Source organism: Methanosphaerula palustris E1-9c, assembly GCF_000021965.1.
Lineage (GTDB): Archaea > Halobacteriota > Methanomicrobia > Methanomicrobiales > Methanospirillaceae > Methanosphaerula > Methanosphaerula palustris.
The window spans coordinates 697,890-720,035 of the sequence record NC_011832.1 but is presented as its reverse complement, the minus strand read 5'-3'; the positions used below and the strand labels follow the sequence as shown (position 1 = coordinate 720,035).

Below are 22,146 nucleotides of genomic sequence, written 5' to 3'. Positions count from 1 at the left end.
ACCTGGATGTAAAAATACTGGAAACGGGCCCACATAAGGGTTTGGCCTCCCCTCTGCAGGACCAAGACGGTGATGGAGAACTCAGTCATCTCTCAGGGAGGAGAGTCCATATCCCCACATTCATGCCGGCTGGCAAACACAGAACCGGCAGAGCGAGGGGTTATCCCGGATGAATTTCCGTCTCCCGCTACAGTAATAGAGGGACCCCCGCCGAACGATCTGAATCTCCTCGGAGAAGGAACCCGGGGGATGCAGTGGTTTGTGCGCAATAAAGGTGAGATAGATCGAGATCGCCGTCACATAGCAATGGAGATCCTCGTTCCCCGGAGCATAACGATCCAGATAGTGAGCCAGAACGCTGTACATCTGACCAAGTCGTTTCTCGTCAATCTCAAAATCTGGTGCAATCCCAGAAAGAGATCGGATCTCGAGATAGGTCTGGTAATTATACACAGCAAGCCGGCTGATGATCGTCGAGGGTTCTTCTGACCGAAGCGGGATCTCCACTGCTATCCGGGAGGTGTAACCGGAAATCTCTTCAAGATCAGATTGAATCCGGAGTAACAGATCTGAGCCGTTCATAGCCTGCTATCAGATGACCGACGACGAACAGGAATTCCGGATTCACAGGGAACGCCGGTCTGACAGAGCCCGCAGCCATACTCGTCGATCCCGAATCTCTCCCTCGCATACGGCTGAGCGACCTCAAAACAGTGCACCCTGCACCGGTTCTTGTCATGGCCATGATCTGAGATCGCATTCACCGGGCATCGCCTCATACAGAGACCGCAGGTCCCCTGGGAGAAGTACAGACAATAGGCATGGTGATCCTGATACGGCCGGGGAGTCGGGGGAATCGATAGTCTGGCGATGACCGACCCACAGATCATCGCCTTGCCTCGAGGGGTTATCAGACCGTCACAGAGACCGAATGTCCCGAGGCCAGAGACATACGCAGCATGCCGATCAGACCAGCTGGATGCCAGCCCGTATTTTTGAGTCATTTCGATGGTGAAGAACGGAGTCTGGGTTGGAACAACCGCATCTGAGCCGGCATCGTGCAGAGCCTGTACCACATACTGGGAGAGGTGGATATTGAACTCTTTTCCAAAATGTTTGGCACGAATCCACCGCTCTGACGGGTAGAAGGTCTCCTTCTTGTTATCCTTCCTGGTCGCCCGGTTCTGGGGCAGCACCCAGCTGATCACGGTGAGTTCGTCAGGAGCGATCGCACAGCCAGGAAAGGCCCGTTCAAAGACCTCTACAGGAGTCAGACATGGAGAGCCGACATCTGCCTGGATCTCCCGGTAGAGGGGATCGTCACCATTTGAAAAGCCGAGCAGCGGTTCATCAAAGGCCTTCTCTTCCCCTCCGTCTCCCATTCGGTTTTCAGGAGAGTGCATCCAGTACTCCTTGATAATCCGTTCCAGCCAGAGAGCCACATCGTCATTCGCCATCTGCAGATCCTGATGAATGGGCTTCTCTTCATTAGGGGTGATATCAGTCGGAGACATCGGCTATACCCGGTCCTGTCATACTCATTCCATTTTTCTCTGATCTGGATTTCATGTTTCAGACTCCACAATGTGGGGATGAGAAGTGTCCCTTGTGAACCCCATCATATGTTATCTTGAAGTTTTCAGTGTAATGCGGTCATCTTCCGGCAGATCTGATGACAATCAGATGCCTGTTCATCGATCCGAATATCCAAATTATTGGATGAAATATCAGGTATTTTTGATAAAACTAGTATACTAATAATACTACTTTAATCAGGCAGGAACCAGAAGTATACTATGCACCCAGGGATACAAACAGCAGATACCAGGAAGCCCCTGACTCCCGCCGTACCCTACAGAAATTGTCCCATCCTCATCAGTGTCGGGATTCTCGGAAAGAAGTGGACTCTCCTGATTCTCCGGGATATCGGGCTTTTAAAGATCAATCGATTCAACCAGATCCTCCGCTCTCTTCCAGGTCTCACACCCCGTGTCCTCACCCTGAGACTGCACGAACTCGAAGCAGAAGGACTCATACGGGCGGTCATGATACACGATACCGCACGGATTGTCGAGTGGGAACTCACTGACAAAGGGATGGATACCATACCGATCCTCATGAGCTTCATCGCCTTTAGCGCCAGGTGGTATCCAGATGAAGTCTTTATGGATCAGCGAGCACGTGATCTGGATGAAATCTATCCCCAGATACACTCACTAAAAGACCTGGGCTGATGATTCGATGCCAGCGAGAGTACGGGCCCCTCCTCGACCGAGCAGGCCATCTCACACTTTCGGTAGGCGCTGCTGAACCCCGGTCGCCGGCAGCGATTCGGCTTCGATGTAGACGCGGTTGGTCTCCGGATATGCACTGTGCAGGTCGGCTTCAATGCGACGGATCGCCTCGTGCATCTGCTCGGCGGTGGTACCAGGGGTGAACCGCACCCCCATGTTCACGAGCAGATCGTGCGGACCCATATACATGGTAAGGATATCACCGGCACTCTCGACTGCCGGATCTGACTCCACCCGCCGCCGGATGTCCGCGAGCTCGTCGGGGTTCACGCCCTCCCCCAGCAGCAGACCCCTCGTTCGCGACGCGAGAAAACCGGCCACACTCATCAGCAGCAGACCGATTGCAATCGATGCCACCCCGTCGAGATACGCGTTGTTGAAGAGATGACCGAAGAAGATCCCAAGGAATGCGAAGATGAGACCCAGCAAGGCAGCACTGTCCTCGAGCACGACTGTGTAGATACTCGGATCCTTTGACTGATTGATGAACTGCCAGGCCCCCTTATTTCCTTTGGCCTGCAGGAACTGCTTCATGGCCACCGAAAATGATCCGCCCTCGACGAGGAACGAGATGGCGAGCACGATATAGGCCACGGTGGGGTCACCCAGCTCGGCGGCTGGCGTGACGTGGAGGATGTGTATGATACCCTCATAGAGCGACATACCACCACCGATACCGAAGATGGAGACCGCCACGACGTGCGTCCAGAAGTAGAGCGACTTGCCGTGACCGAATGGGTGACTCTCATCGGCAGGCTGCCTGGCACGGTTCATCCCCAGTAGCACGAGACCGCCGTTTCCCGTATCGACGAGCGAATGGATGCCTTCTGAGATCATGGCCGAGGAGCCAGTGATAGCCGCCGCAGCGAATTTTATGATTGCGATGATCAGGTTGCCGGTAATAGCCGCGACGACCGCGATGGTAGAACTGCCCTGCGTTGTCATGGATTCCATCCCGTCGACCACGACAAAATCGAAATCGATTCCAGGGAACAGGGGGCTGGGGAGAATCCATACGAACGAGCAGTCATAACCAGTATTACGGCACAGGCATTTATGTTACTGGTGGTATGATCCTCGAAGAGAGGTTCCTACCATCCAATAGTTCAATGGATTGGCATTCCTGATGAATTCCAACGAATCGTTTAAGCCGAGTAGACAAGCGCACCCTCCACCGGGCAGACATCCGAACACCTGCCGCAGAGGTAGCACTCTCGCCTGGAGGCGTCCCTGCCGGCGACCTGGGCAGGACAGACCTTCTCACATTTTTTACAGGTGATACACGACCCGGTTCGCCTCAACCGGTACCGGCTGAAATGGGACGGGATGGAGAAGATCAGGCCGAACGGACAGAGTCCCCGACAGACCGGCCGGTATATGAATGCTGAGATGATCAGGAGCCCTGCGAAGACGAGGAAGCCCGTCGACAGGGTCAGCGAGAAGAAGTCGTAGACCCCAGTGTACTCCATGATGCTGACCAGGAACATACCAGCCACTACCGATGCGACGGCGATCACGCCCCGCAGGATCTCAAGGTACCGGCCCTGGAGACTGGTGATCTTCTTCACTGGCACGGTATAGGCCAGTTCCTGGATCGACCCAACCGGACAGATATGCCCGCAGAACGTCCTGCCGGTGATCAGGGCGAGACCGATTCCTCCAAGGATACCGATGATCCCGGGCGTCAGGGTCTGGGTGCCGGTGACAAGCCCGACGAGTCCGACGAACTCGATCGGCATCAGTGGGGCAAGGAAGACAAAACCGAAGAGCACGCTCATGACCGCGAGCCCCAGCACGATAGTCCGCGACAGGGCCCCGCCCCTCCAGGCGTATGCAGTCAACACGGTACCCGCGAGCAGGTAGACGGCTGCGAAGAGCGAAGCCGATGTGTTCTGGTCCATCAGCAGGTACGTTACGATCTCGGCGGCCCCGAGGCCGAAGAACGATGAGAGCGCAAGAGCAGGGCCCGGGCCCGGAGTACGACCCCCAAAACGTCCCGAACGTAATCCGATGAAGAGGACGGCTGTCGCGACGATGAAGGCGAGCACGCCGGCCAGTAAGGCACTGAATGGGAGGAGACCGAGGGTGTTCGGGCCAGGAGAGACCGGAACCGAAGTGGTCGTTGTCGTTGTCGTTGCCGTTGTCACCCCGGGGGTTGGGGTCGCCGAGGTTGTCTGGACAGCAACCGAACTGCTGCTACCCGAAGACGATGTCGACGACCGGGTATAATCACAGATCGAGTTGGTATCCATATCAGTATACAGGAAGCACTTGCCCGGATACGGGCAATCCCCTTTTCCCCGCGGGCAGACGGCAGCACAGACGGGGTATGCAAGCCCGGCGGCCCCGATCAGAACCCCCAGACCTTTACGTATACTCTCTCGTGATGTCATGATCTTTCGACAGATCTGTCTTGTTCCACAGATTCTATCTGACATTTTGCCATTTAAAAGTTTCATTTAGAGCAATAAAACTAACATTTTGTTAAATTATTATGTCATTATGGTAGTTTAACAACACACAAGGGCCAGAACCCGGCAGAACTCCGATCAACAGGACAACGGGGGTCCCGTATCCCCATCGCATTGAATACCCAATACTTCCAACCTGCATAAAAGCATGGAACATATTCGCAGAGCCTTTGATACGATCGCCGGAGAGTATGATGCCCAGCGGCGATGGATCATCCCGGACATAGATGCATTCTACAGCGCCGCAGTCTGGGCGGCCGAGTGGAAGGGAGATACACCCAAAATCCTGGATATCGGAGCCGGAACAGGACTGCTCTCCGCCCTCCTGCAGGAGAAGTACCCGAAGGCGCACCTGACCCTCCTCGACTTTGCAGAGCAGATGCTCAATGTAGCCAGGGAACGATTCGCCGGCAGGACGGATCTGCGCTACATCACCGGCGACTACCGGGACGTGGACCTCTGCGGAGGATACGACCTGATCTGCTCTGCCCTCTCCATCCATCACCTTCCGGACGAGGAGAAGGCCGGCCTGTACCACCGGATATACGACGCCCTGAACCCGGGCGGAGTCTTTGTGAACGCAGATCAGGCCAGAGGGGATACTCCCGCCCTGGACCGGCGATTCATAGAATACTGGGATGCGTTCCTCTCCGACGGGCCGTTGACCCCCGCAGAACAGGCGGTGATCAGAACGCGGCGCGATACCCTCGATCAGAGTGCAAACCTTGGCGACCAGCTCACCTGGCTCAAAACGAGCGGGTTTTCCAATGTCGATGTGATCTACCGGAACAGGACCTTTGTGGTGTTGACCGGCAGCAAGAAGAGTGACTCTGAAGAAGACCAAGTGTGGGCGTCCCGCCAGTGACCATGACAGCCCAGGATCCTCTGCTCATAACTGCCGTCTTTGCTATCAATACGATCGTGTTCCTCCTCTATGGCTATGACAAGCAACAGGCACAACGACGCGAGTGGCGGATCTCCGAGCGGGTGCTCCTCCTCTCATCGATCGCCGGCCCCTTTGGTGCCTTCGCCGGCATGCAGTTCTTCCGGCACAAGACAAAGAAGACCATCTTCCTCCTCTCTATTCCACTCTTTCTCCTGATGCAGGTTGCCGGCTTCCTCCTGCTGATTGGATGGACCTGGTGAAGAGAGATCATCCGGTCGGGTCAGGACGACCAACTGGAGAGATGATGGTCACCGTGTCGGGACGACATCACCACGAACCATTATTTTAAATTCCCTGACAGAGATACCGCATTACGTTCTGGTGCCCCTGATGTATCACGTGCTCTTTGTCGATGACGAACCGATGCTCCTTGCGATCGCAAAACTGATCCTCGAAGAGACCGGGGAGTTTTTCATCACAACGATCACCTCCGCACCCGAGGCACTGGCCATCATGGAATCGGTTCCTTTTGATGCCGTCGTCTCCGACTACCATATGCCTCTGATGGACGGAATCCAACTTCTCAAAGAGATCCGAGTGACCTATGAGGATCTCCCCTTCATCCTCTTCACCGGGAGAGGACGCGAGGATGTGGTCATCGAGGCCATCAACAACGGTGTCGATGCATACCTTCAGAAAGGGGGGGACCCGACATCGGAGTTTGCCGAACTTGCACATATGATCAAAAAAGGGGTGGAACGGAAACGTGCCGCCGACGCACTGAAACAGGACGAAAGCCGGCTCGAAACGCTCGTCTCCTTCTACCAGATGGTCGATGCGCCGCTCAGGGAACTGATGACCCGTGCCATTGAGATTTTGGTGAAGATCACCGCCAGTACCATCGGATACCTCGCTTTTGTCGAGGAGGAGGAGACGATGATGACGATGTATGCCTGGTCATCGGAGGCGATGAACCAGTGCACCATCCGTGAGAAACCGATCAGATATTCAGTCGCCTCAACCGGGTTATGGGGGGAGGCCGTCCGGCAGCGCCGTCCGGTGATCACCAACGATTACGCAGTCCCCAACCCCCAGAAGAAGGGATATCCAGAGGGCCATATCCCCATCATCCGGCACATGAATATCCCCATCATAGACGATGACCACATCGTGATGGTCGCAGGTGTGGGGAATAAACGGTCTGATTACGATGAACGGGATCTTCGCGAACTCTCGCTATTGACCAAGGGGCTGTGGCAGATCATAAAACAGCGAAGGGCAGAAGCCTCACTCAGAGAGAGTGAGAACCGGCTTCACCTTGCCCTTGATGGTGCTGGCGAGGGGCTCTGGGACTGGTATATCCCCTCTGGTAACGCGTACTTCAGTTTACAGTATTATACGATGCTCGGATTCGAACCCAGAGACTTTCCACCAACCTTTGAGTCCTGGACTTCCCTGATCCATCCGGATGAACAGTATAAGGTCACGTCTGACCTTTTGAAGCAGATAAAAGAGCGAAGATCTACCTTTGAGATCGAATACCGGGCTAGAACAAAAGATGGTGACGAACGCTGGATAGATGCCCGCGGAAAGGCAATCGAATGGGACGAGGAGGGGAACGTGACCAGGGTGATCGGAATAAATGCCGATATCACGGGCCGGAGGAAGACTGAGATTGCCCTGCGACAGGCGAACCGGCAGCTCTCCCTACTCTCCGGCATCACCCGGCATGACATCCTCAACAATGTCACAGTCATCCTCGGATACCTGGGGATGGCAGAAGTAAAATGCACAGACCCGGATCTGGAGAAGTACCTGAAGAAGATGAAACTGGCCACACGCGCAATTCAGGCGCAGATTGGATTCACCAGGATCTACCAGGACCTTGGAACCAACGAGCCGCAGTGGCAGAGGCTAGAAGCGATTCTCTCCAAGTTACAGATCCCTCCCCAGATCACACTGACCATAGGTCTGCAGGGTATCGAAGTCAACGCCGATCCGATGCTCGAAAAGGCCCTCTTCAACCTGCTCGATAATTCGATCAGGCACGGCCAGCAGGTGACCAGGATACAGGTATCGTCCAGGCAGGAAGGAGAGAACCTGACAATAGTATGGGAGGATGACGGAGTTGGCATCCCCATCAATGAAAAAGACCAGATCTTTATTCGTGGGTATGGAAAGAATACAGGTCTCGGACTCTTTTTAGTCAGGGAGATCCTCTCCCTAACCGGCATCACGATCAGGGAGACCGGCATCGAAGGAGAAGGTGTCCGGTTCGAGATCACCATTCCGAAGAGGAATTATCGGTTCGCCGGGAGTAGATGACAGATCAAATCTTATATCCGGAGATGATCTGCCTGATGATCTCACAGGACAGCGAGATCCTCTTCACAATCTCGTCCTCAGAGCGACAGCCAGCTGCGGGTCCCACCGCAACGGCGGTCATCGAAACTCCTGTATCAATGATGATGTGAGTCCAGGTCTACAGGATCGCTCCCTGTAAGGATATGGTGATATCCTTCACCGGGACCTTCTTCCCTGCCCTCTCCAAGGCCTGGTCGACAACATACTTCACGCCACTGCAGCAGGGAACTTCCATGTGGATGACCGTGATCGAGGGGATTGTGTGCAGGGTGAGGATCTCGGCGAGTTTGGAGATATACCCCTCGATGTCGGCATCCAGCTTCGGACAGAAGATGATCACGATCTTCCCACGAAGAAAGTCCTGGTGAAAACCGGCGTAGGCAAAAGGAACGCAGTCAGCGGCTATTAAGAGATCGGCGTTGTCAAAGTATGGCGCCGCAGGGTTCAGCAACTTCAACTGCACAGGCCACTGGCGCAGTTCTGATGCTGATCCCCCAGGCTTGCCATCGCCGGCATTCTGATCCTCCCTTTCAATACTTCGAGCTGCGGCTCCCGGACAACCTGCAAACGAATTGAGGGTCTGTTTCGCAGGCGCTGCCCGAGGTTTGGTGACCTGATGGTCAGGGATCTGGATAGTGTGTTCGATCAGGTACTCGATCGCCTCATTATACAGAGGGATCTGCCCATGGCTATTGAGATGCTCAAGATGTGCCTTGATGACAGCAGCCCCCTGTGGCGCGATCGTCTCCATCACGGCCGTCTCATCGTACGCACCCGCTTCCCGTTCAATGACTCTTATCGCCCCTTCCGGGCAGGTACCGATACATGCGCCGAGCCCGTCACAGAAGAGATCGCTCACCAACCGCGCCTTCCCTTCGATGATCTGAAGCGCTCCTTCCGGACAATCAGGTATACAGAGTCCACAGCCAGTGCACCGCTCCTCATCGATCGTGATAATTTTTCTCTTCATTCTCATCCTCCCAATGGCATCTTCACCATTTAATGACTGCTGAACAGTATCCCCATCGACCTAGATCTGAGTAGGGTATTCATCTCCAGCCTCTCCAGGAAGATGCCTGCGAGGATGTTCTGGAAAAAAGGGAGATGAAACGATCAGCATGCCGGCACTGTCCCTAAAGCAGGCGGTGGTTGCAGCGAGACCGTTACAACGACTGTGCTGCATTCACCCCGGCGATCAGGTCTGCAATCTTCGTCCCCTCGTCGATATCCTTCCTGGAGAGGACGAACTCCCCGGTCACGTCGACACTCTTCGCTACAAGGGCTTTTTTGAGGATCGACAGCGTATCACGTGCCGATGACCCGCAGGTTGCATAGAGCACCGCCCGTTTTCCTTTGCAGTTTTTGAGAGCGGCGATCGCTGCATTGATCGGCGGAGTCGCTTTCCAGGCCCAGACTGGCGTCCCGATCACGATCAGGTCATAGGCAGCGACATCAATCGTCTCCGGATCGATCGGTTCCCCTTCCTCCCTCAACGCACGAAAACAACCGAGCGAATAGGCACTCAGCGACGAATACTTCTCTTTTGGTTTTACTTCGATGAGATCGCCACCGCAGGCGGTCTTCACCTTTTCAGCCACACCACGGGTGATACCGGAGTAGGAATGGAATATGGTGATCACGTTCATTGTTCTCTCTTTCAGAGAGGTCATGCTATCTCAAAAGGATTTCTCAAAACTTCAGTCTTCAGACCCATGTCAGTCTGTGGACCTTTGTCTGAAATTCATGGATGTCCGGGATCTTCTGGACCAGATCACCACCGGCATCATAAATGATCTAGGCAAAAACCCTCCTCTCCCAAGAGGGAACACCTCGTTGAGGACCACGGCCAACGGGTGAGGAAACTGGCACTCACAATACCAGAAGAGGGATTCGGATAATCTCTGATCCATCACACGGTTTTAATAAGAAGAGGATCGAACATCAAAACGTCGGGAAGAGGCGGTAGCGCTGAAGTGCTTACGCGCTTCATCCGTACTTTCCGGATGCTCAGAGATCGAAATCATCAGTTCACCTTTATGATGATCAAAACGATCGATGAGATGAAGCCCTTCCAAAGACGCTACCAAATATCTACATAACACTAATGATATAAATAGTTTTCTTAATTTTTACGGTCAAACTATGAGATCCAACCAGTCCTCACACCCAAACCCAGATCAAACCCCCGGTCTGTGATCAGAGACATTATCTGGAGAGGAGATAGCTCAATAATGATCACACGCAAGAATACATGAAGATGAGCGCCGAAGAAGATCCTGCTCAGATAGTTCCTCCCGCCGAGACCTTCAGTCAACGGATCGCCAGGGCATCACAGAAACGTTCAGCAGAGTCATTCCAGAGTATCGCCGACACCCTGATCAAGGAGAGCCGCGATAAACCGGCAGGCGAATCGATCGAGTTCAGTGATGATGAACTCCGCGAGCTCGGGAAGGTACTGAAGATACCTATCGAAAAAGTACGTGATCTCTGTACCTGATATTCATCACCCATTCACCTGATAGGAGACGACAACCATCGAGAGAATGTCTGGAGAGAATATCATAGAACCTGGCACCCACACCCAATCATGATCTATCCAATGAGACGGAACAGGGACCGGGAATTCTCGAATAATGCAAGTAACGGCAGTTCCCCAATAACATACCTTTAAATGGCAGGGAGAGGATCAGTACCATAATGGCAGCATTACTGGAAGCGATGAACCTCTCAAAGACCTATGGGAGTACGATCGCTGTGGACGGTGTATCCCTTTCAGTCCAGAAAGGCGCGCTCTTTGGCCTTCTGGGCCCGAACGGCTCGGGAAAGACGACGATGATCAAGATGCTGACCGGGCAGGTCCGCCCGACCGGCGGGTCGGCCACCGTCCTCGACCTGGATGTAGAGAAGGATCCCATCACCGTCAGGGAGCGGATCGGGATCATTCCAGAACAGGAGACCCCGCCCAGTTTTCTCTCAGCCGAGGAGTACCTCCACTTCGTCGGGGCTGTCAGAGGGATCCCCGACCTCGACGAGAGGGCGGACTGGTGGTTCGACTTCCTGGAGTTTAAGGACAAGCGAGACGTACTCTGCAAGGACCTCTCCAGGGGAACCAGACAGAAACTGATGTTCACCCAGGCCTTCATCCACCGACCGGTGCTGGCCCTGATCGATGAACCCCTGATCAACTTCGATCCGATCATGCAGATGAAGGTGAAGGACTTCCTGCAGACCTATGTGAAGGATGGCGGCACGGTCTTCATCAGCACCCATATCCTTGAGATCGCAGAGGAGATCTGTTCTGACTTTGCGATCCTGCATAACGGGCACCTCCTCTATACCGGAGCCATCGACGATATCGGCGATGAACACCTCTCCGAGTTCTTCCTCACGAGGGTCAGGCAGGACAACCATGTTTGAACTCTTCACGAGCATGATGAAGGAGGAGTGGCGAATCCATTCGACGATCTTCGGATCCCTCAGCTTCGCCCTCTTCCCAGTGATGATCGCCGGCATCGCGTTTATGAGCACCTTTCTCCTGCCGCTCTTCGGGACCGTGATTCCGATCGTACAGTTGATCCTGATCACCCATGCCCTCTTTCTGCTGCTCGGGGTGATGGTCGGCGGGTTTGGGCTGCTCGGTAACGAGGTGATGAACAGGCGGTTCGGGCAGGCCAGCCTGCTGGCGTACTCGGCACGGACACTGCCGCTCTCTGAACGGTTCATCTTCCTGAACTTCGTCATCAAAGACACGGTCTACTACTTCATCCTCTGGGTCTTCCCATTCGTCGCAGGGTTCGGCATCGCTGCCCCGATCCTCGGGATATCGCTACTGTACCCGCTGTCACTGCTGTTGACGCTGACCCTGACATTCCTGACCGGTCTCGCCTGGGTCTTCCTCCTCTCGACGATCTATGCCCGTTCCAAGCGTGGGCTTGCTCTGGCCGGTCTGTTTCTGGTCGCGGTCTTCGGAGGGACGTACCTCTTCTTTGGGGTCGATCTGCTCAGAATGTTTCCTCCGCTCGCCCTCTTCGAGGCCTTCTCACCAGTGGTGTTGATCGAGGCCCTGCTCCTGATCATCGTCCCGTTCGTCATCGCAGTCCAGACCTTCACCACAGAACAGGCGGACGCAACGAAACGCTACCCGGACAGGCTCACCCCCCTGATGAAGCGCCTCTCGTTCTTCCCGTATCCCTACCTCGCTGCCAAGGATCTGCTCGACCTCATGAGAACCGGGGCTGCCGTGGGACAGACGATCTTCTCGTTTCTGCTCCCGCTCGGCCTCATGTGGTTCTTCCTCTCGTTGATAGGTTCGTTCTTACCGCACGCCGCGCTGCTGCTTCTCTTTGCGATCCTGACGGGGGTACTCGCCTCGACGATGTACACCTGGATCACCGCATTCGATACAGTCGGTTCCTATGGATGCCTCCCGATAGCGGTCAGGACGATCATCTTCAGCAAGATCTGCACCTTCTCCCTGTTGCAGGTGATCCCGGTGGTCTTCCTTGCGATCCTCGCCCTCACCACCGGGGCCGGCCAGTACCTGCCTTCAGTGCTGGTGCTCGGCCTCGCCATCTCGTTCTTCGGCCTCGCAGTCACGGTCTATCTGACCGGTCTCTCACCGAACGTGCTGATCTACGACGCGAAGGTGCTCGTCACCTACCTGATCAGCATGGCCGTCGTGATCGTCCCGCTGATCGTCCTCTCCTTCATGAACCCGCTCTATCCGCTCGCGGCGGTGCTCCTCTTCATCCCGGCAGCGTTCCTCGTCAGGCGCAGTTATCCCCGATGGGAAAAAGCCGATATCGAAGGGTTCTGAACGAATAAGTCTCCCACATTCTTTTTTTGTGAATACTCAGACCCATGCCACCGTCAGGCGCACCCCAGTCTATCTCCGGATAGATTCCGCAAACTTCATGTTATGCTATAGCATGACATAGTACTGCAAAACCAGGATGGTCGATTGTATTGGATCTGATATTCTCCTTTCTACTGGCAGTTCTCCCTATCATCGTAATCTTCGTCGGGCTCGTCTTTTTAAATAAATCGGGAACGCTAATGGGGATCATCGGTTGGGTACTCACCGTCGTACTGGCCGTGCTCTTCTTCGGGACATCGCCACGGATCGCACTCTCTGCTTCCGAATCAGGGGTACTCTCCTCATTCGGTATCTCTCTGATGGTGCTCTTCACCATCCTCCAGGTCACGATGATGGACGTGACCGGGGCGATCACCAGCATCACCGCCTACATCAAGGTGATCGCGGCAGAACGATACGAACAGATCATGATTCTGAACGTGGGTTTCGGCTCGTTCCTGGTCTCGATCGGCGCAACCCCGGTGACGATGCTGCCGCCGATCATGCTGGCCCTCGGGTTCTCGCCACTCGCAGCCGTGGCGCTCCCCTGCCTCGGATATGACCCGCTCACTTCCTTCTCCCTGCTGGCGGTTCCGATCACCCTGCCGGCCTCGGTCTTCAACATCGATGTCAGCCTCCTCGGGGGGACGATCGCACTCTTCCTGCCGGTGATCTCCACCGGGTTCGCCCTCGGGATGCTCTGGATCGCAGACGGCATGGCCGGGGTCAAAAAAGGGCTGGTCCCCGGAATCATCGCAGGGGTCACCCTCGGGATCTCCTGCAACATCTTTGTGAGGGTGCTGCCGGCCTCGGCCATCGGACTGGTCGGGGTCTTCTCCGGGCTGGTCACGATCGCGGTCCTCTTCCTCCTCAGGTACATCAAAGGCAAGCCGATCATTGCAAAGAACGAGGATCTCCAGAGGATGAAGACGGACGACGGAACACCGATCATGCCGCTCTGGAAGGCCTCACTGCCCTGGCTGCTGCTGGTGATCTTCTGTGTCGCGATCAGCATCCCGATCATCCAGGCCGGCCTCTATGCCACCCTCGGGAACGCCCAGAAGATCCAGGTGATCGCAGATAAGATCGTGGACCTGAAATTACTGAATCAGGCCTACTTCTGGGTGATGATCAGTACCCTGCTCGCGGCCCCAGTGCTGGTGAAAAGCAGGGCACAGGCCGAGGAGATCCTCAAAACCTGGGCCAGGCGGGCATGGGCCCCCACCCTCGCAGCGATGGTCTTTTTTGCGATAGCCTACGTGATGGACTGGTCTGCGCAGAGTGTCATCAACAACACGCTGACCTTTGCCCCCGGGGCGGCTGACCTGAACATGAACGCCATCATCGGCCTGACCCTCGCAATGACGTTTGGGGTCGCATTTCCTGCGATCAGCCCGCTCCTCGGCCTGCTGGGCACCTTCGTATCCGGGAGTGAAGCCTCCTCGAACGTGATGTTCCACGGAATCCTGAAGAAGTCGACTGATGTCTTGAACCTGGACTTCATCAAGGTCTACGCAGCTCACTGTGTATCAGGCGGGATCGCGTCTTCTATCGCCCCGGCAAAGATCGTCAACGCAGCGGCGGTGATCGATCAGATCGGGATCGAGGGCGAGGTGATCAGAAAGTCCGCAGTGATCGCCATCCTGTTAACCCTGATCACCGGCGCGATGCTGATCGTGCTGCTGGCACTCTGATCTCTCCCTTTTTTACAAGACCTCTGATCTGAAGAGCAGAGTATATGTTTTATTTTCTGTATCGCCAAGAGTGATCCACGATGAAAGCGGATACCCGATGGATGATCATTGTGGGGACCGGGCTGCTCATAGTATCCCTTATGCTCTATGGTGCCGATTATCTGATCTTCCAGGATCTTCACAACCTGCTCTTCTATTTTGTAGGGGATCTGGCCTTCATCCCGATCGAAATGCTGGTCGTCACCCTGATCCTCAACCAGATGCTCGAATCACGCGAGAGGAAGCAACGGATGGAGAAGGTGAAGATGGTCATCGGTACCTTCTTTTCAACGGTGGGAACACCCCTCCTCAGGGTGGTGGCCAGCGCCGACCCAACCATCGGGCAGATCAAAGATCGGCTTGTTTTCGGCACCGAATGGAACACGAGGATGTTTCAGGAGGTACAGACCTATCTGAAGACCCACACGTCCAGCATTGTCATGGACCAAATCCAGATGGAGGATCTGCGTGAATTCCTGGTGAATCAGGAGGATTTTCTGCTCAGGCTTGTTGAAAATCCGGTGATCCTTGAACATGAATCGTTCACCGACCTGATCCTCGCTATCAACCACCTGACCGAGGAAGTAAAAGCCCGGGACGACCTGACTGCACTGCCATCTTCAGACATAGCCCATCTCACAACCGACATCGTGCGGGTCTATTCACTGGTGCTCCCGGAATGGGTCGTATACATGGAGTATCTCAAGGAGCAGTATCCCTACCTCTTCAGCCTTGAGTTGCGGAGAAATCCATTCGATGAGTCGGCCTCGGTCATCATCCGGTAGAACCATCAACACTCATCGTTCCTGAGGATAAGGAGAAGAAGCGGAAAGGATATGTAGAGTTATCTCCCAGTTGTTTTGATGGAAGACCTCTTTATTTCGCCGGAATTCCAGATGAGCCTCCTGTTGTTTGTGGCCCTCGGGGGGTATCTTATTGCATCACGCATCAACCAGTCCGCGGTGATCGGGTTGATCCTCGTCGGGATCCTCGTCGGCCCCAGCGTCCTGGGCTGGATCACCTACACAGACTTTATCCAGAGCCTCGCCCACCTCGGAGCGGTCATACTCCTCTTTGTCATCGGGTTTGAGTTCAACCTTCGCGAGATCATACACCCCCGTAACTTTGCCATCGCCCTGGTGGGGGTGATCGTGCCATGGTTCTGCGGTTGGGAGCTTGCCATCCTCTTCGGCTACAGTTCAGCCAGTGCGATCTTCATCGGCACCGCCCTGACCGCCACCAGCATCGCCATCACGGCGAATGTGCTCAGAGAGTTGGATAAACTTCATACCGCGGCAGCCAAAGCGATCATCGGGGCTGCGGTCATCGATGACGTCCTCGCCCTGATCGTCCTCGCCATCAGTACCGCCGTCGTCAACGGCTCGTTCTCATACTGGGGAATCGCCCTGATCACAATAAAAGCACTGCTGTTCATCGTCATCGGCGCCGCGTTCGGAACCCTGGTGATCGGCAGATATCTCGTCCGCCTCGACAGGACCGATTTTGTGAAGAGGTTCCCCGAGTTCATCTTCATCTTTGCCATGATGTTCGCCTTCTTCTATGCCATCTGCGCCGAGATGGTCGGGCTCTCAACGATCATCGGCGCATTCATCGCCGGTGTCTCGTTCAAGGATGTGGAGTTGAACCAGAGTAAAAGTCTCAAGGAAGGGGCCGAGTATCTCCAGATCATCTTTGCATCGATCTTCTTTGTCTCGCTGGGGGTCCTTGTTGACCTCCGGGCAGTCACCCCGGAGATCCTGGTCTTCCTCGTGGCGCTGACGATCGTAGCGATCATCAGCAAGGTCATCGGGTGCGGACTTCCCGCCCGGCTCGGAGGAATGAACAGGAAGGACTCCCTGATCATCGGTTTCGGGATGGCACCCCGTGGGGAGGTGGCGATGATCGTGGCACTGATCGGGCTCAACGCCGGCATCATCGATCAGGGAGTGTATGTCGTCCTCGTGATCATGAGTCTGCTCACGACGGTGATCACCCCCATCATCTATCGGAACTGGTTCTACAGAGGAGAATACGGCACCTATGATGCCAGCGGGGCCTGCATCAATTCAGGAGACTGAGGATCAGATAAATACGTTTTTTTACCAGAACGACCCCTGTTCCAATCATGCCGACAGTCACAATCAACAGAGAAGAGTGTACCAGTTGCACCAGTTGCTGGGAGACCTGCCCGGAAGTCTTTGAAGAAGATCCCAAGGATGGGAAGAGCAGAATAACTGAAGCATTCAGCACCGGCGGGAACCCTGCTGAAGGAAAAGTGTCCACAGAACTTCTCGCCTGTGCACAGGACGCGGCGGACTCGTGTCCAGTCGAGATCATCACAGTAGAAGTATGAGGGACAAGTCCCTCTTTACATCACTGCCATACCGGGATCAGAATCCCTGCTCGGCCACGTCGATGGCAGCTTCGATCTGCTGTTGCAGAGCGTCGGGAAGCCCCTGGATCTTCACATCCAGGAATCCCCGGATGATCGTCGCTGTCGCGACCTCTTCATCGAGTCCGCGGGAGACCAGATAATCGATCTCGTCCCGGGCGATCTTACCCACGGCTGCTTCATGCGAGAGTTCAGTCCCGACCGTGAGTGTGACATCATGAAGAATCTCCCGATCCCCCACGCGTGCGTGGAGATTCTGTCTCTTTTTCAGCGATTCATCCCACATTGCGACGATCCCCCACGCGTGCGTGGAGATTCTGTATCTCAAACACTCCATATCACAGGCCCCCCCTTATTCCTCAAAGGTAACGATTGAATCGGTGAGGGCAGAGGAGAGATACGTCACAAGGGTGTTCTGCACCAGACAGATCATTCATATGACGGGAGGATAGTTGGTGATGACCAGTTCAGATATCGCACCGCGCCGTCCGGCATTGCTGTTGATCGTCCGCTTTGCAGAGACCCGATCGATCGTGTACCCTACATAGAGGGTATCGAAGAAGGTATCATCGGGATCCTCATTGCAGGGGTCCGAGTTGGAGAGCATGATCTTTGCCCCCCGTCGATCCAGGGTCCCGATGAACTCGGCCAGCCTGACCTGGTCCCCCTCATTAAAGCCGGCCCGGTAATAACCAGTGAACTGGGCGGTGCTGTTCAGGGGGCGGTATGGAGGGTCAAGATAGACAAAGGTCCGCTCATTCACCATTCCTTCGCAGCCGGTGAAGTCGCCGTGATGGATCGCGGTCCTCTCGAGCACCTTTGATACCAGCCTGAGGTTCTCTGCATCCAGGATCCGTGGAGACCGGTACCTGCCGAACGGAACATTGAAGTGACCTTTGGCGTTGACCCGGTACAGCCCGTTGAAGCAGGTATGGTTCAAAAAGATCAACAGAGCAGCCCGATCGACCCATGATCGGGTATACCGATCAAAACAAGTGCCCTCCTTCTCTGCATTGAAGATCTCCCTGACCTGGTAGAAGTAACCTGACCGGCCGGCCTCGTCCAGAGCATAATATTCCGTCTCCATTCTGTCGAGCACTTCGATCAGAGCCTCGACATCGCGTTTGACGACAGTATAGGCGAGGACGAGTTCCTCGTTGATATCGCAGATATCAGAGCATTCAAAGGAGTAACACTGGTTGATCGCAAAGAAGACTGCACCTCCGCCGACGAAGGGTTCAAGGTAATGGGTGATCTCGCCCTGCTGGATCTCTCCGGGCAGACGTCGCTGGAGCTGATCAAGGAGTTGGGTCTTTCCCCCTGCCCATTTTAAAAATGGCCGTGCCATTGGCTTTGCTGTCGGTTTTACCGCCGGCCGGATAATGCACGTTCCAGGTTTACTCGGTCGCATGGGTTTCATCCAGAAGGGAAATATCGGAATCTACAATAAATCAAAGAGAGAGAAAGAGGTATCACCTCTTACCGGCTATCAGGAACGTCCTCTGATAATCCCGGTTTACTGGGTGCAGGAGGAATCTCATTGTCCCTGATGAGATCCCCGATATACATGATCCCAAGGTCGGGTTCACCCGGCACCGGAAGCTGCCGGAAGAGGAGCGCCTCATTCTTGAAATCCCTTGAGACGACGACGTAGCCATGATCGGCACCCCACTGAGCGACCCGTTCGGGAATCTGCAGGGTTGAGATCCCAGAGAGGCGGATCAGATCATCGAGCCGGATCGAGGGGTTATGGAGGGATTTCTGTGAGTTCTGAACCAGTTTGTTCAGCATCTGCATCAGGTTTTCTATCTCACTGGTTGCCGGGTCATAATCTGCGATCTGGTCGAGGAGGATCTGTCCTTCTGGTGCGGCTTCCCCGACAGCATCCGTTCCATCTTTAACCACGGGGATCGCTCCCCCATCCTCGGTCCCTGGAACAACCTCTCCTAACGCCTGCTGTCGGCCACGATAATACCTGCTCAACAGGGCGATCCCGCCCCCGCCCACTATAGCAAGCACCACAAGGAGCAGGATCTTCAGGTAGTCCGGACCCTTGGCCGGCGCCGGTGTCGGGGCCGGCGTATAGGTCTGGTACGGGCTGGCGTTGGAGATGTTCTCAAGCCGTTCGACGGTCCGCACCGGAACGTCAACTGACGTGTTCACCGGGACCACGATCCCCGACGTGCTGGAGTTGGTCGGCGTCACCGTCTGAACCACTGTGGTCGGGGTGGGAACCGGTCCGTCATATGCCGGCATCCCGGTATCGATATCGGGAGTTCGAGACGTCGAGGTATCGATCGGATAGGTGGCCGGGGTGTAGTTCGGGTTCAGGGTTTCGACGGTCGGGGTCAGGAAGGTCACATTCGTGATGAACACGGTCGGAATGGTGGTTGGGATCGTCGTTGGAAGTGTCGTTATATTTGTTGTAGGGATGATCGTTGGAATCGAGGTTGGGATCGAGGTTGAGATCGTCGTAAGAGTTGTTGTCGGGATCGTCGTTAGTATCGTCGTGATCGGGGTTAAGGTCTGGGTGGAGATCATGCTGACCGAGGCCGTCCAGGTCCCTGAACTGATCACATCGATCAAATACGAGCCGGCTGTTGGGATCGTAATAGAACTCGAACCTGGCTGTGGGCCCGCCGAGGTGGAGCCAATTGTCTGTCCAGTACTGTCTTTCACGTACACCCCGGTGATCTGATCACCCGTAACACTCAGTTTTGCAAGCCCCGGTGAGAGGGTGAAGAGATCGGAGGCATAGTAACCGGTGCCTGCCCAGGAGAGCGTGCCGGTTGAATGACCGCCCTGAACTGTCGTCTGGGTGGTTGTCAGAACCGTCGGCACGGTGGTGGACAGCGAAGCCGTTGAAGCAAGCGATGCTGTTGAATCCAGAGACGTTGCAGGTGTGGTCTGTACCGTGGTTGAGCTCTCTGCCTGTGCATTCGAAGAGAGTGGAACTCCCGCTGAGACCGCCACAACCAGTGACCCTGATGCAACCCCGATCAGGAGAAATATCAGAATCACCGTAATTGTTTGAAATTTCATCATTGTCTCCATAAAATCCAAGTCAGGGAAATCCGGCTAAAGCCACCCTGATGAACATATCCAAAGATCGCTCTTGTGATCTGTATCACCGCTGACCTGATAAAATACCTGAATAGTACTCTATCATCAACCCAGATATAAATTCTCCCAGCGATCTCTGGGGAGCAGAGAGCAATGCTAAAATCCCTTGACTGATCGGGGTCTGTCCGGGACAGAGAACATCACCTTCCTCTCTCCAGGCACCTCGACCTGCTCCTCTCGATCATATTTGAAGACAGCAGTGACAGGAACAATCTCCTCTTTGATGTCGAAGAGAGCAGAGCATTCGAAGGTGTTTTGCCAGGTAATCACAAAGAAAACAGCATCACCGCCGGTGAAGGGCTCTGGGGGAAGCATGATCTCACCGGGCAGACTCATATGAACAGATCCTGATTTTCTGGTCTTTAAGGTCATCGCAGGAAAAAACGCGCCGCCGGCATTACCGCAGACCCTTTAGCGTATCTATCCGGTCTACTCAATCGGACCGGTGCATCAAGAAGGCGGGGATCCTACAAAAAATGAGAGATAGGTTATCGTGTCCCTTCCCATTCATCCAGACGATCCCTCGATGTGTCGGGGTCTTTAGGTTCAGGTTGAATCTCATTATCTGCCATAATGTCCCCCACATACATGATTCCCAAATCTGGTTCCCCCGGTACATGAATCTGTCGGAAGAGGAGCGCTTCATTCTGGAAATCCCTCGAAACGACTACGTATCCATGATCAGAACCCCACTGGGCGACCCTTTCTGGAATCGGCAGAGTCGGGATTCCAGAGAGGCGGACCATGGTATCAAGCCGGATCGATGGATTATTGAGGGATTTCTGCGAGTGTTTGACCATATTATTCAAGATCTGCATCAGGTGGTCGACCTCGGTGGTCGCAGGATCATAATCTGCGATCTGATCGAGAGTAGTATGCCCCCCGGCAGAGACAAAACCTGCAGCAGCCGCGCTTTCCCCCGTCTTTGGGTTCGCACCATGGTCCGAGGTTGCGGAGACGTCTTCTTCAGGTTCCTCCTGCCGACCACGATAGTACCTGCTCAGGAGAGCGATGCCACCCCCTCCTGCAATGACAAGCACTGCAAGGAGCAGAAGATTGAAAGGATTTGATCCCAGGGGGTTCTTCGGGGTTGGAACCGGCGTATAGGTCTGGTACGGGCTTACATTGGAGATGTTTGCAACCTGTTCAACAGACTGAACCGGGGCCCCAACCGATGTATTCACCGGTACTACGGTCACCAGCGTGCTTGAACTGGTCGATATCACCGCCTGGGCAATCGTGGTGATAGTGGGGATCGGACCGTCATATGGTTGCATCCCTGCATCGAGATCAGGAGTCCGGGACACCACGGTATCGATCGGATAAGTGGTCGGGGTGTAGTTCGGATTCACGGTCTGAACGATCGAAACCGGCAGAGTCTGGCTCTGATAAGTCACAATCGTAATGAACGAGGTCGGCACCGTCGTTGGGGTGACCACCGTGGTAATAGGAGTCGAGACGATGGTAGTGATCGGAGTCGTTGTCTGGGTTGTCACTGTTGTTGCAGTGGTCTGAACAGTCGTCTGGGTTGTGGGTTGGACTGTGGTGGTCGGGGCCGTCGTCTGGGTTGTGGTGGTTACCGTTGTCGTTGGTAATGTCGAAGACGTGGTAACTGCAGATGTCGTCGGGGCCGTCGTAAGTGTGGTCAATGAGGCCGTTGCAGTCAGCGAGGCTGTCGCAGTCAAAGATGTCACAGGCACTGTCGGCACCGTCGTCAGGCCTTCGATGAATGTAGGGACGGTGGTTGAGTTCTCGGCTTGCGCATACAAAGAGAGGGGAGCTGCCGCAGATACTGTCACCAGCAGTGACCCTGATGCAACCCCGATCAGGAGAAATACCAGAATCACCATAATTGTTTGAAATTTCATCATTGTCTCCATACCATTTAAATCCAGGATTCAGAACTGAATTCCACTCGGACAGACACAGAATATCCTCGTGATCTGTCTTGATCTAAACAGAGATATTACCTGAAATGTACTCTATCGTCCATCCAGATATAAATACTCCCAGCGACAAGGGGAGTGC

22 protein-coding genes and 1 pseudogene are annotated in these 22,146 nt (G+C 54.7%); 12 read left to right on the top strand and 11 right to left on the bottom strand.

Translation table 11 applies throughout. The features are described from left to right. Positions 1 to 120: 120 nt before the first annotated feature. Together MPAL_RS03650 and MPAL_RS03645 are read right to left on the bottom strand one after the other, a co-directional pair. A complete protein-coding gene (locus tag MPAL_RS03650; RefSeq protein ID WP_012617407.1) occupies positions 121 to 582 on the bottom strand; it encodes a DUF2115 family protein in 462 nt (153 codons plus the stop codon). Continuing rightward, on the bottom strand, positions 579 to 1,514 hold the full coding sequence (locus MPAL_RS03645; protein WP_012617406.1) for a 4Fe-4S ferredoxin: 936 nt from the start codon (positions 1,512 to 1,514) through the stop codon (positions 579 to 581). The genes MPAL_RS03650 and MPAL_RS03645 overlap by 4 nt, the downstream gene beginning before the upstream one ends. 282 nt (positions 1,515 to 1,796) lie before the next feature. Here MPAL_RS03645 and MPAL_RS03640 point away from each other — a divergent pair, with 282 nt between their 5' ends. Continuing rightward, on the top strand, positions 1,797 to 2,234 hold the full coding sequence (locus MPAL_RS03640) for a winged helix-turn-helix transcriptional regulator (protein ID WP_012617405.1): 438 nt from the start codon (positions 1,797 to 1,799) through the stop codon (positions 2,232 to 2,234). A gap of 51 nt (positions 2,235 to 2,285) precedes the next feature. Here MPAL_RS03640 and MPAL_RS03635 read toward each other — a convergent pair whose 3' ends face one another. Both MPAL_RS03635 and MPAL_RS14185 read right to left on the bottom strand, forming a co-directional pair. Further along, on the bottom strand, positions 2,286 to 3,248 hold the full coding sequence (locus tag MPAL_RS03635; RefSeq protein ID WP_201763857.1) for a cation diffusion facilitator family transporter: 963 nt from the start codon (positions 3,246 to 3,248) through the stop codon (positions 2,286 to 2,288). 191 nt (positions 3,249 to 3,439) lie between these two features. Beyond that, entirely contained in the window at positions 3,440 to 4,687 is a 1,248-nt protein-coding gene (locus MPAL_RS14185) for a 4Fe-4S binding protein (protein WP_158303619.1), read from the bottom strand. Positions 4,688 to 4,913: 226 nt separating this feature from the next. On the opposite strand from MPAL_RS14185, the gene MPAL_RS03625 reads away from it, so the two are divergent. The 4 genes from MPAL_RS03625 (at position 4,914) to MPAL_RS17165 (ending at position 8,125) form a co-directional block, all read left to right on the top strand. Then, the gene (locus MPAL_RS03625; RefSeq protein ID WP_012617402.1) at positions 4,914 to 5,630 is read left to right on the top strand and encodes a class I SAM-dependent methyltransferase; all 717 of its coding nucleotides are present in this window, start codon (positions 4,914 to 4,916) and stop codon (positions 5,628 to 5,630) included. A 2-nt stretch (positions 5,631 to 5,632) separates the two neighbouring features. Beyond that, complete coding sequence (locus MPAL_RS03620) at positions 5,633 to 5,911, top strand: DUF1294 domain-containing protein (protein ID WP_012617401.1); 279 nt, start codon at positions 5,633 to 5,635, stop codon at positions 5,909 to 5,911. A gap of 130 nt (positions 5,912 to 6,041) precedes the next feature. Beyond that, positions 6,042 to 7,976: a GAF domain-containing protein gene (locus tag MPAL_RS14180; protein WP_012617400.1), complete on the top strand. Its 1,935-nt coding sequence runs from the start codon at positions 6,042 to 6,044 to the stop codon at positions 7,974 to 7,976. Positions 7,977 to 7,999: 23 nt separating this feature from the next. Further along, the gene (locus MPAL_RS17165; RefSeq protein WP_269078474.1) at positions 8,000 to 8,125 is read left to right on the top strand and encodes a hypothetical protein; all 126 of its coding nucleotides are present in this window, start codon (positions 8,000 to 8,002) and stop codon (positions 8,123 to 8,125) included. Between the two features lie 8 nt (positions 8,126 to 8,133). Here MPAL_RS17165 and MPAL_RS03605 read toward each other — a convergent pair whose 3' ends face one another. Together MPAL_RS03605 and MPAL_RS03600 are read right to left on the bottom strand one after the other, a co-directional pair. Next, complete coding sequence (locus MPAL_RS03605) at positions 8,134 to 8,985, bottom strand: ATP-binding protein (RefSeq protein ID WP_012617398.1); 852 nt, start codon at positions 8,983 to 8,985, stop codon at positions 8,134 to 8,136. A 193-nt stretch (positions 8,986 to 9,178) separates the two neighbouring features. Then, positions 9,179 to 9,685: a flavodoxin family protein gene (locus MPAL_RS03600; RefSeq protein ID WP_236610420.1), complete on the bottom strand. Its 507-nt coding sequence runs from the start codon at positions 9,683 to 9,685 to the stop codon at positions 9,179 to 9,181. A gap of 581 nt (positions 9,686 to 10,266) precedes the next feature. On the opposite strand from MPAL_RS03600, the gene MPAL_RS03595 reads away from it, so the two are divergent. From MPAL_RS03595 to MPAL_RS03565, 7 genes are all read left to right on the top strand, one after another. Then, positions 10,267 to 10,512 (top strand): hypothetical protein, encoded by a 246-nt coding sequence (locus MPAL_RS03595; RefSeq protein WP_012617396.1) that lies wholly within the window; start codon positions 10,267 to 10,269, stop codon positions 10,510 to 10,512. 200 nt (positions 10,513 to 10,712) lie between these two features. Further along, positions 10,713 to 11,432, top strand: a complete 720-nt coding sequence (locus tag MPAL_RS03590; RefSeq protein ID WP_012617395.1) for an ABC transporter ATP-binding protein — start codon at positions 10,713 to 10,715, stop codon at positions 11,430 to 11,432. Then, positions 11,425 to 12,831 carry a hypothetical protein gene (locus tag MPAL_RS03585; protein WP_012617394.1) on the top strand — a complete coding sequence of 469 codons (1,407 nt, stop codon included), beginning with the start codon at positions 11,425 to 11,427 and terminating at the stop codon, positions 12,829 to 12,831. The genes MPAL_RS03590 and MPAL_RS03585 overlap by 8 nt, the downstream gene beginning before the upstream one ends. Before the next feature lie 149 nt (positions 12,832 to 12,980). Continuing rightward, positions 12,981 to 14,564, top strand: a complete 1,584-nt coding sequence (locus MPAL_RS03580) for an L-lactate permease (protein WP_012617393.1) — start codon at positions 12,981 to 12,983, stop codon at positions 14,562 to 14,564. Positions 14,565 to 14,644: 80 nt separating this feature from the next. Then, a complete protein-coding gene (locus tag MPAL_RS03575; protein ID WP_012617392.1) occupies positions 14,645 to 15,388 on the top strand; it encodes a hypothetical protein in 744 nt (247 codons plus the stop codon). 78 nt (positions 15,389 to 15,466) lie between these two features. Then, positions 15,467 to 16,681 carry a cation:proton antiporter gene (locus tag MPAL_RS03570; RefSeq protein ID WP_012617391.1) on the top strand — a complete coding sequence of 405 codons (1,215 nt, stop codon included), beginning with the start codon at positions 15,467 to 15,469 and terminating at the stop codon, positions 16,679 to 16,681. 47 nt (positions 16,682 to 16,728) lie between these two features. Next, positions 16,729 to 16,956, top strand: a complete 228-nt coding sequence (locus MPAL_RS03565; protein WP_012617390.1) for a ferredoxin — start codon at positions 16,729 to 16,731, stop codon at positions 16,954 to 16,956. Between the two features lie 37 nt (positions 16,957 to 16,993). On the opposite strand, the pseudogene MPAL_RS03560 reads toward MPAL_RS03565, so the two are convergent. The 5 genes and pseudogenes from MPAL_RS03560 to MPAL_RS03540 form a co-directional block, all read right to left on the bottom strand. Further along, positions 16,994 to 17,197, bottom strand: a pseudogene (locus MPAL_RS03560) (SufD family Fe-S cluster assembly protein); the annotation flags it as partial. Positions 17,198 to 17,428: 231 nt separating this feature from the next. Continuing rightward, entirely contained in the window at positions 17,429 to 18,406 is a 978-nt protein-coding gene (locus MPAL_RS03555) for a DNA adenine methylase (RefSeq protein ID WP_012617389.1), read from the bottom strand. A 68-nt stretch (positions 18,407 to 18,474) separates the two neighbouring features. Next, positions 18,475 to 20,040, bottom strand: a complete 1,566-nt coding sequence (locus MPAL_RS03550; RefSeq protein WP_148208120.1) for a hypothetical protein — start codon at positions 20,038 to 20,040, stop codon at positions 18,475 to 18,477. Between the two features lie 174 nt (positions 20,041 to 20,214). Continuing rightward, a complete protein-coding gene (locus MPAL_RS03545; RefSeq protein ID WP_012617387.1) occupies positions 20,215 to 20,454 on the bottom strand; it encodes a hypothetical protein in 240 nt (79 codons plus the stop codon). Positions 20,455 to 20,606: 152 nt separating this feature from the next. Next, positions 20,607 to 21,968, bottom strand: coding sequence for a hypothetical protein (locus tag MPAL_RS03540; RefSeq protein WP_174255660.1), 1,362 nt, complete (start codon positions 21,966 to 21,968; stop codon positions 20,607 to 20,609). Positions 21,969 to 22,146: the final 178 nt, after the last annotated feature.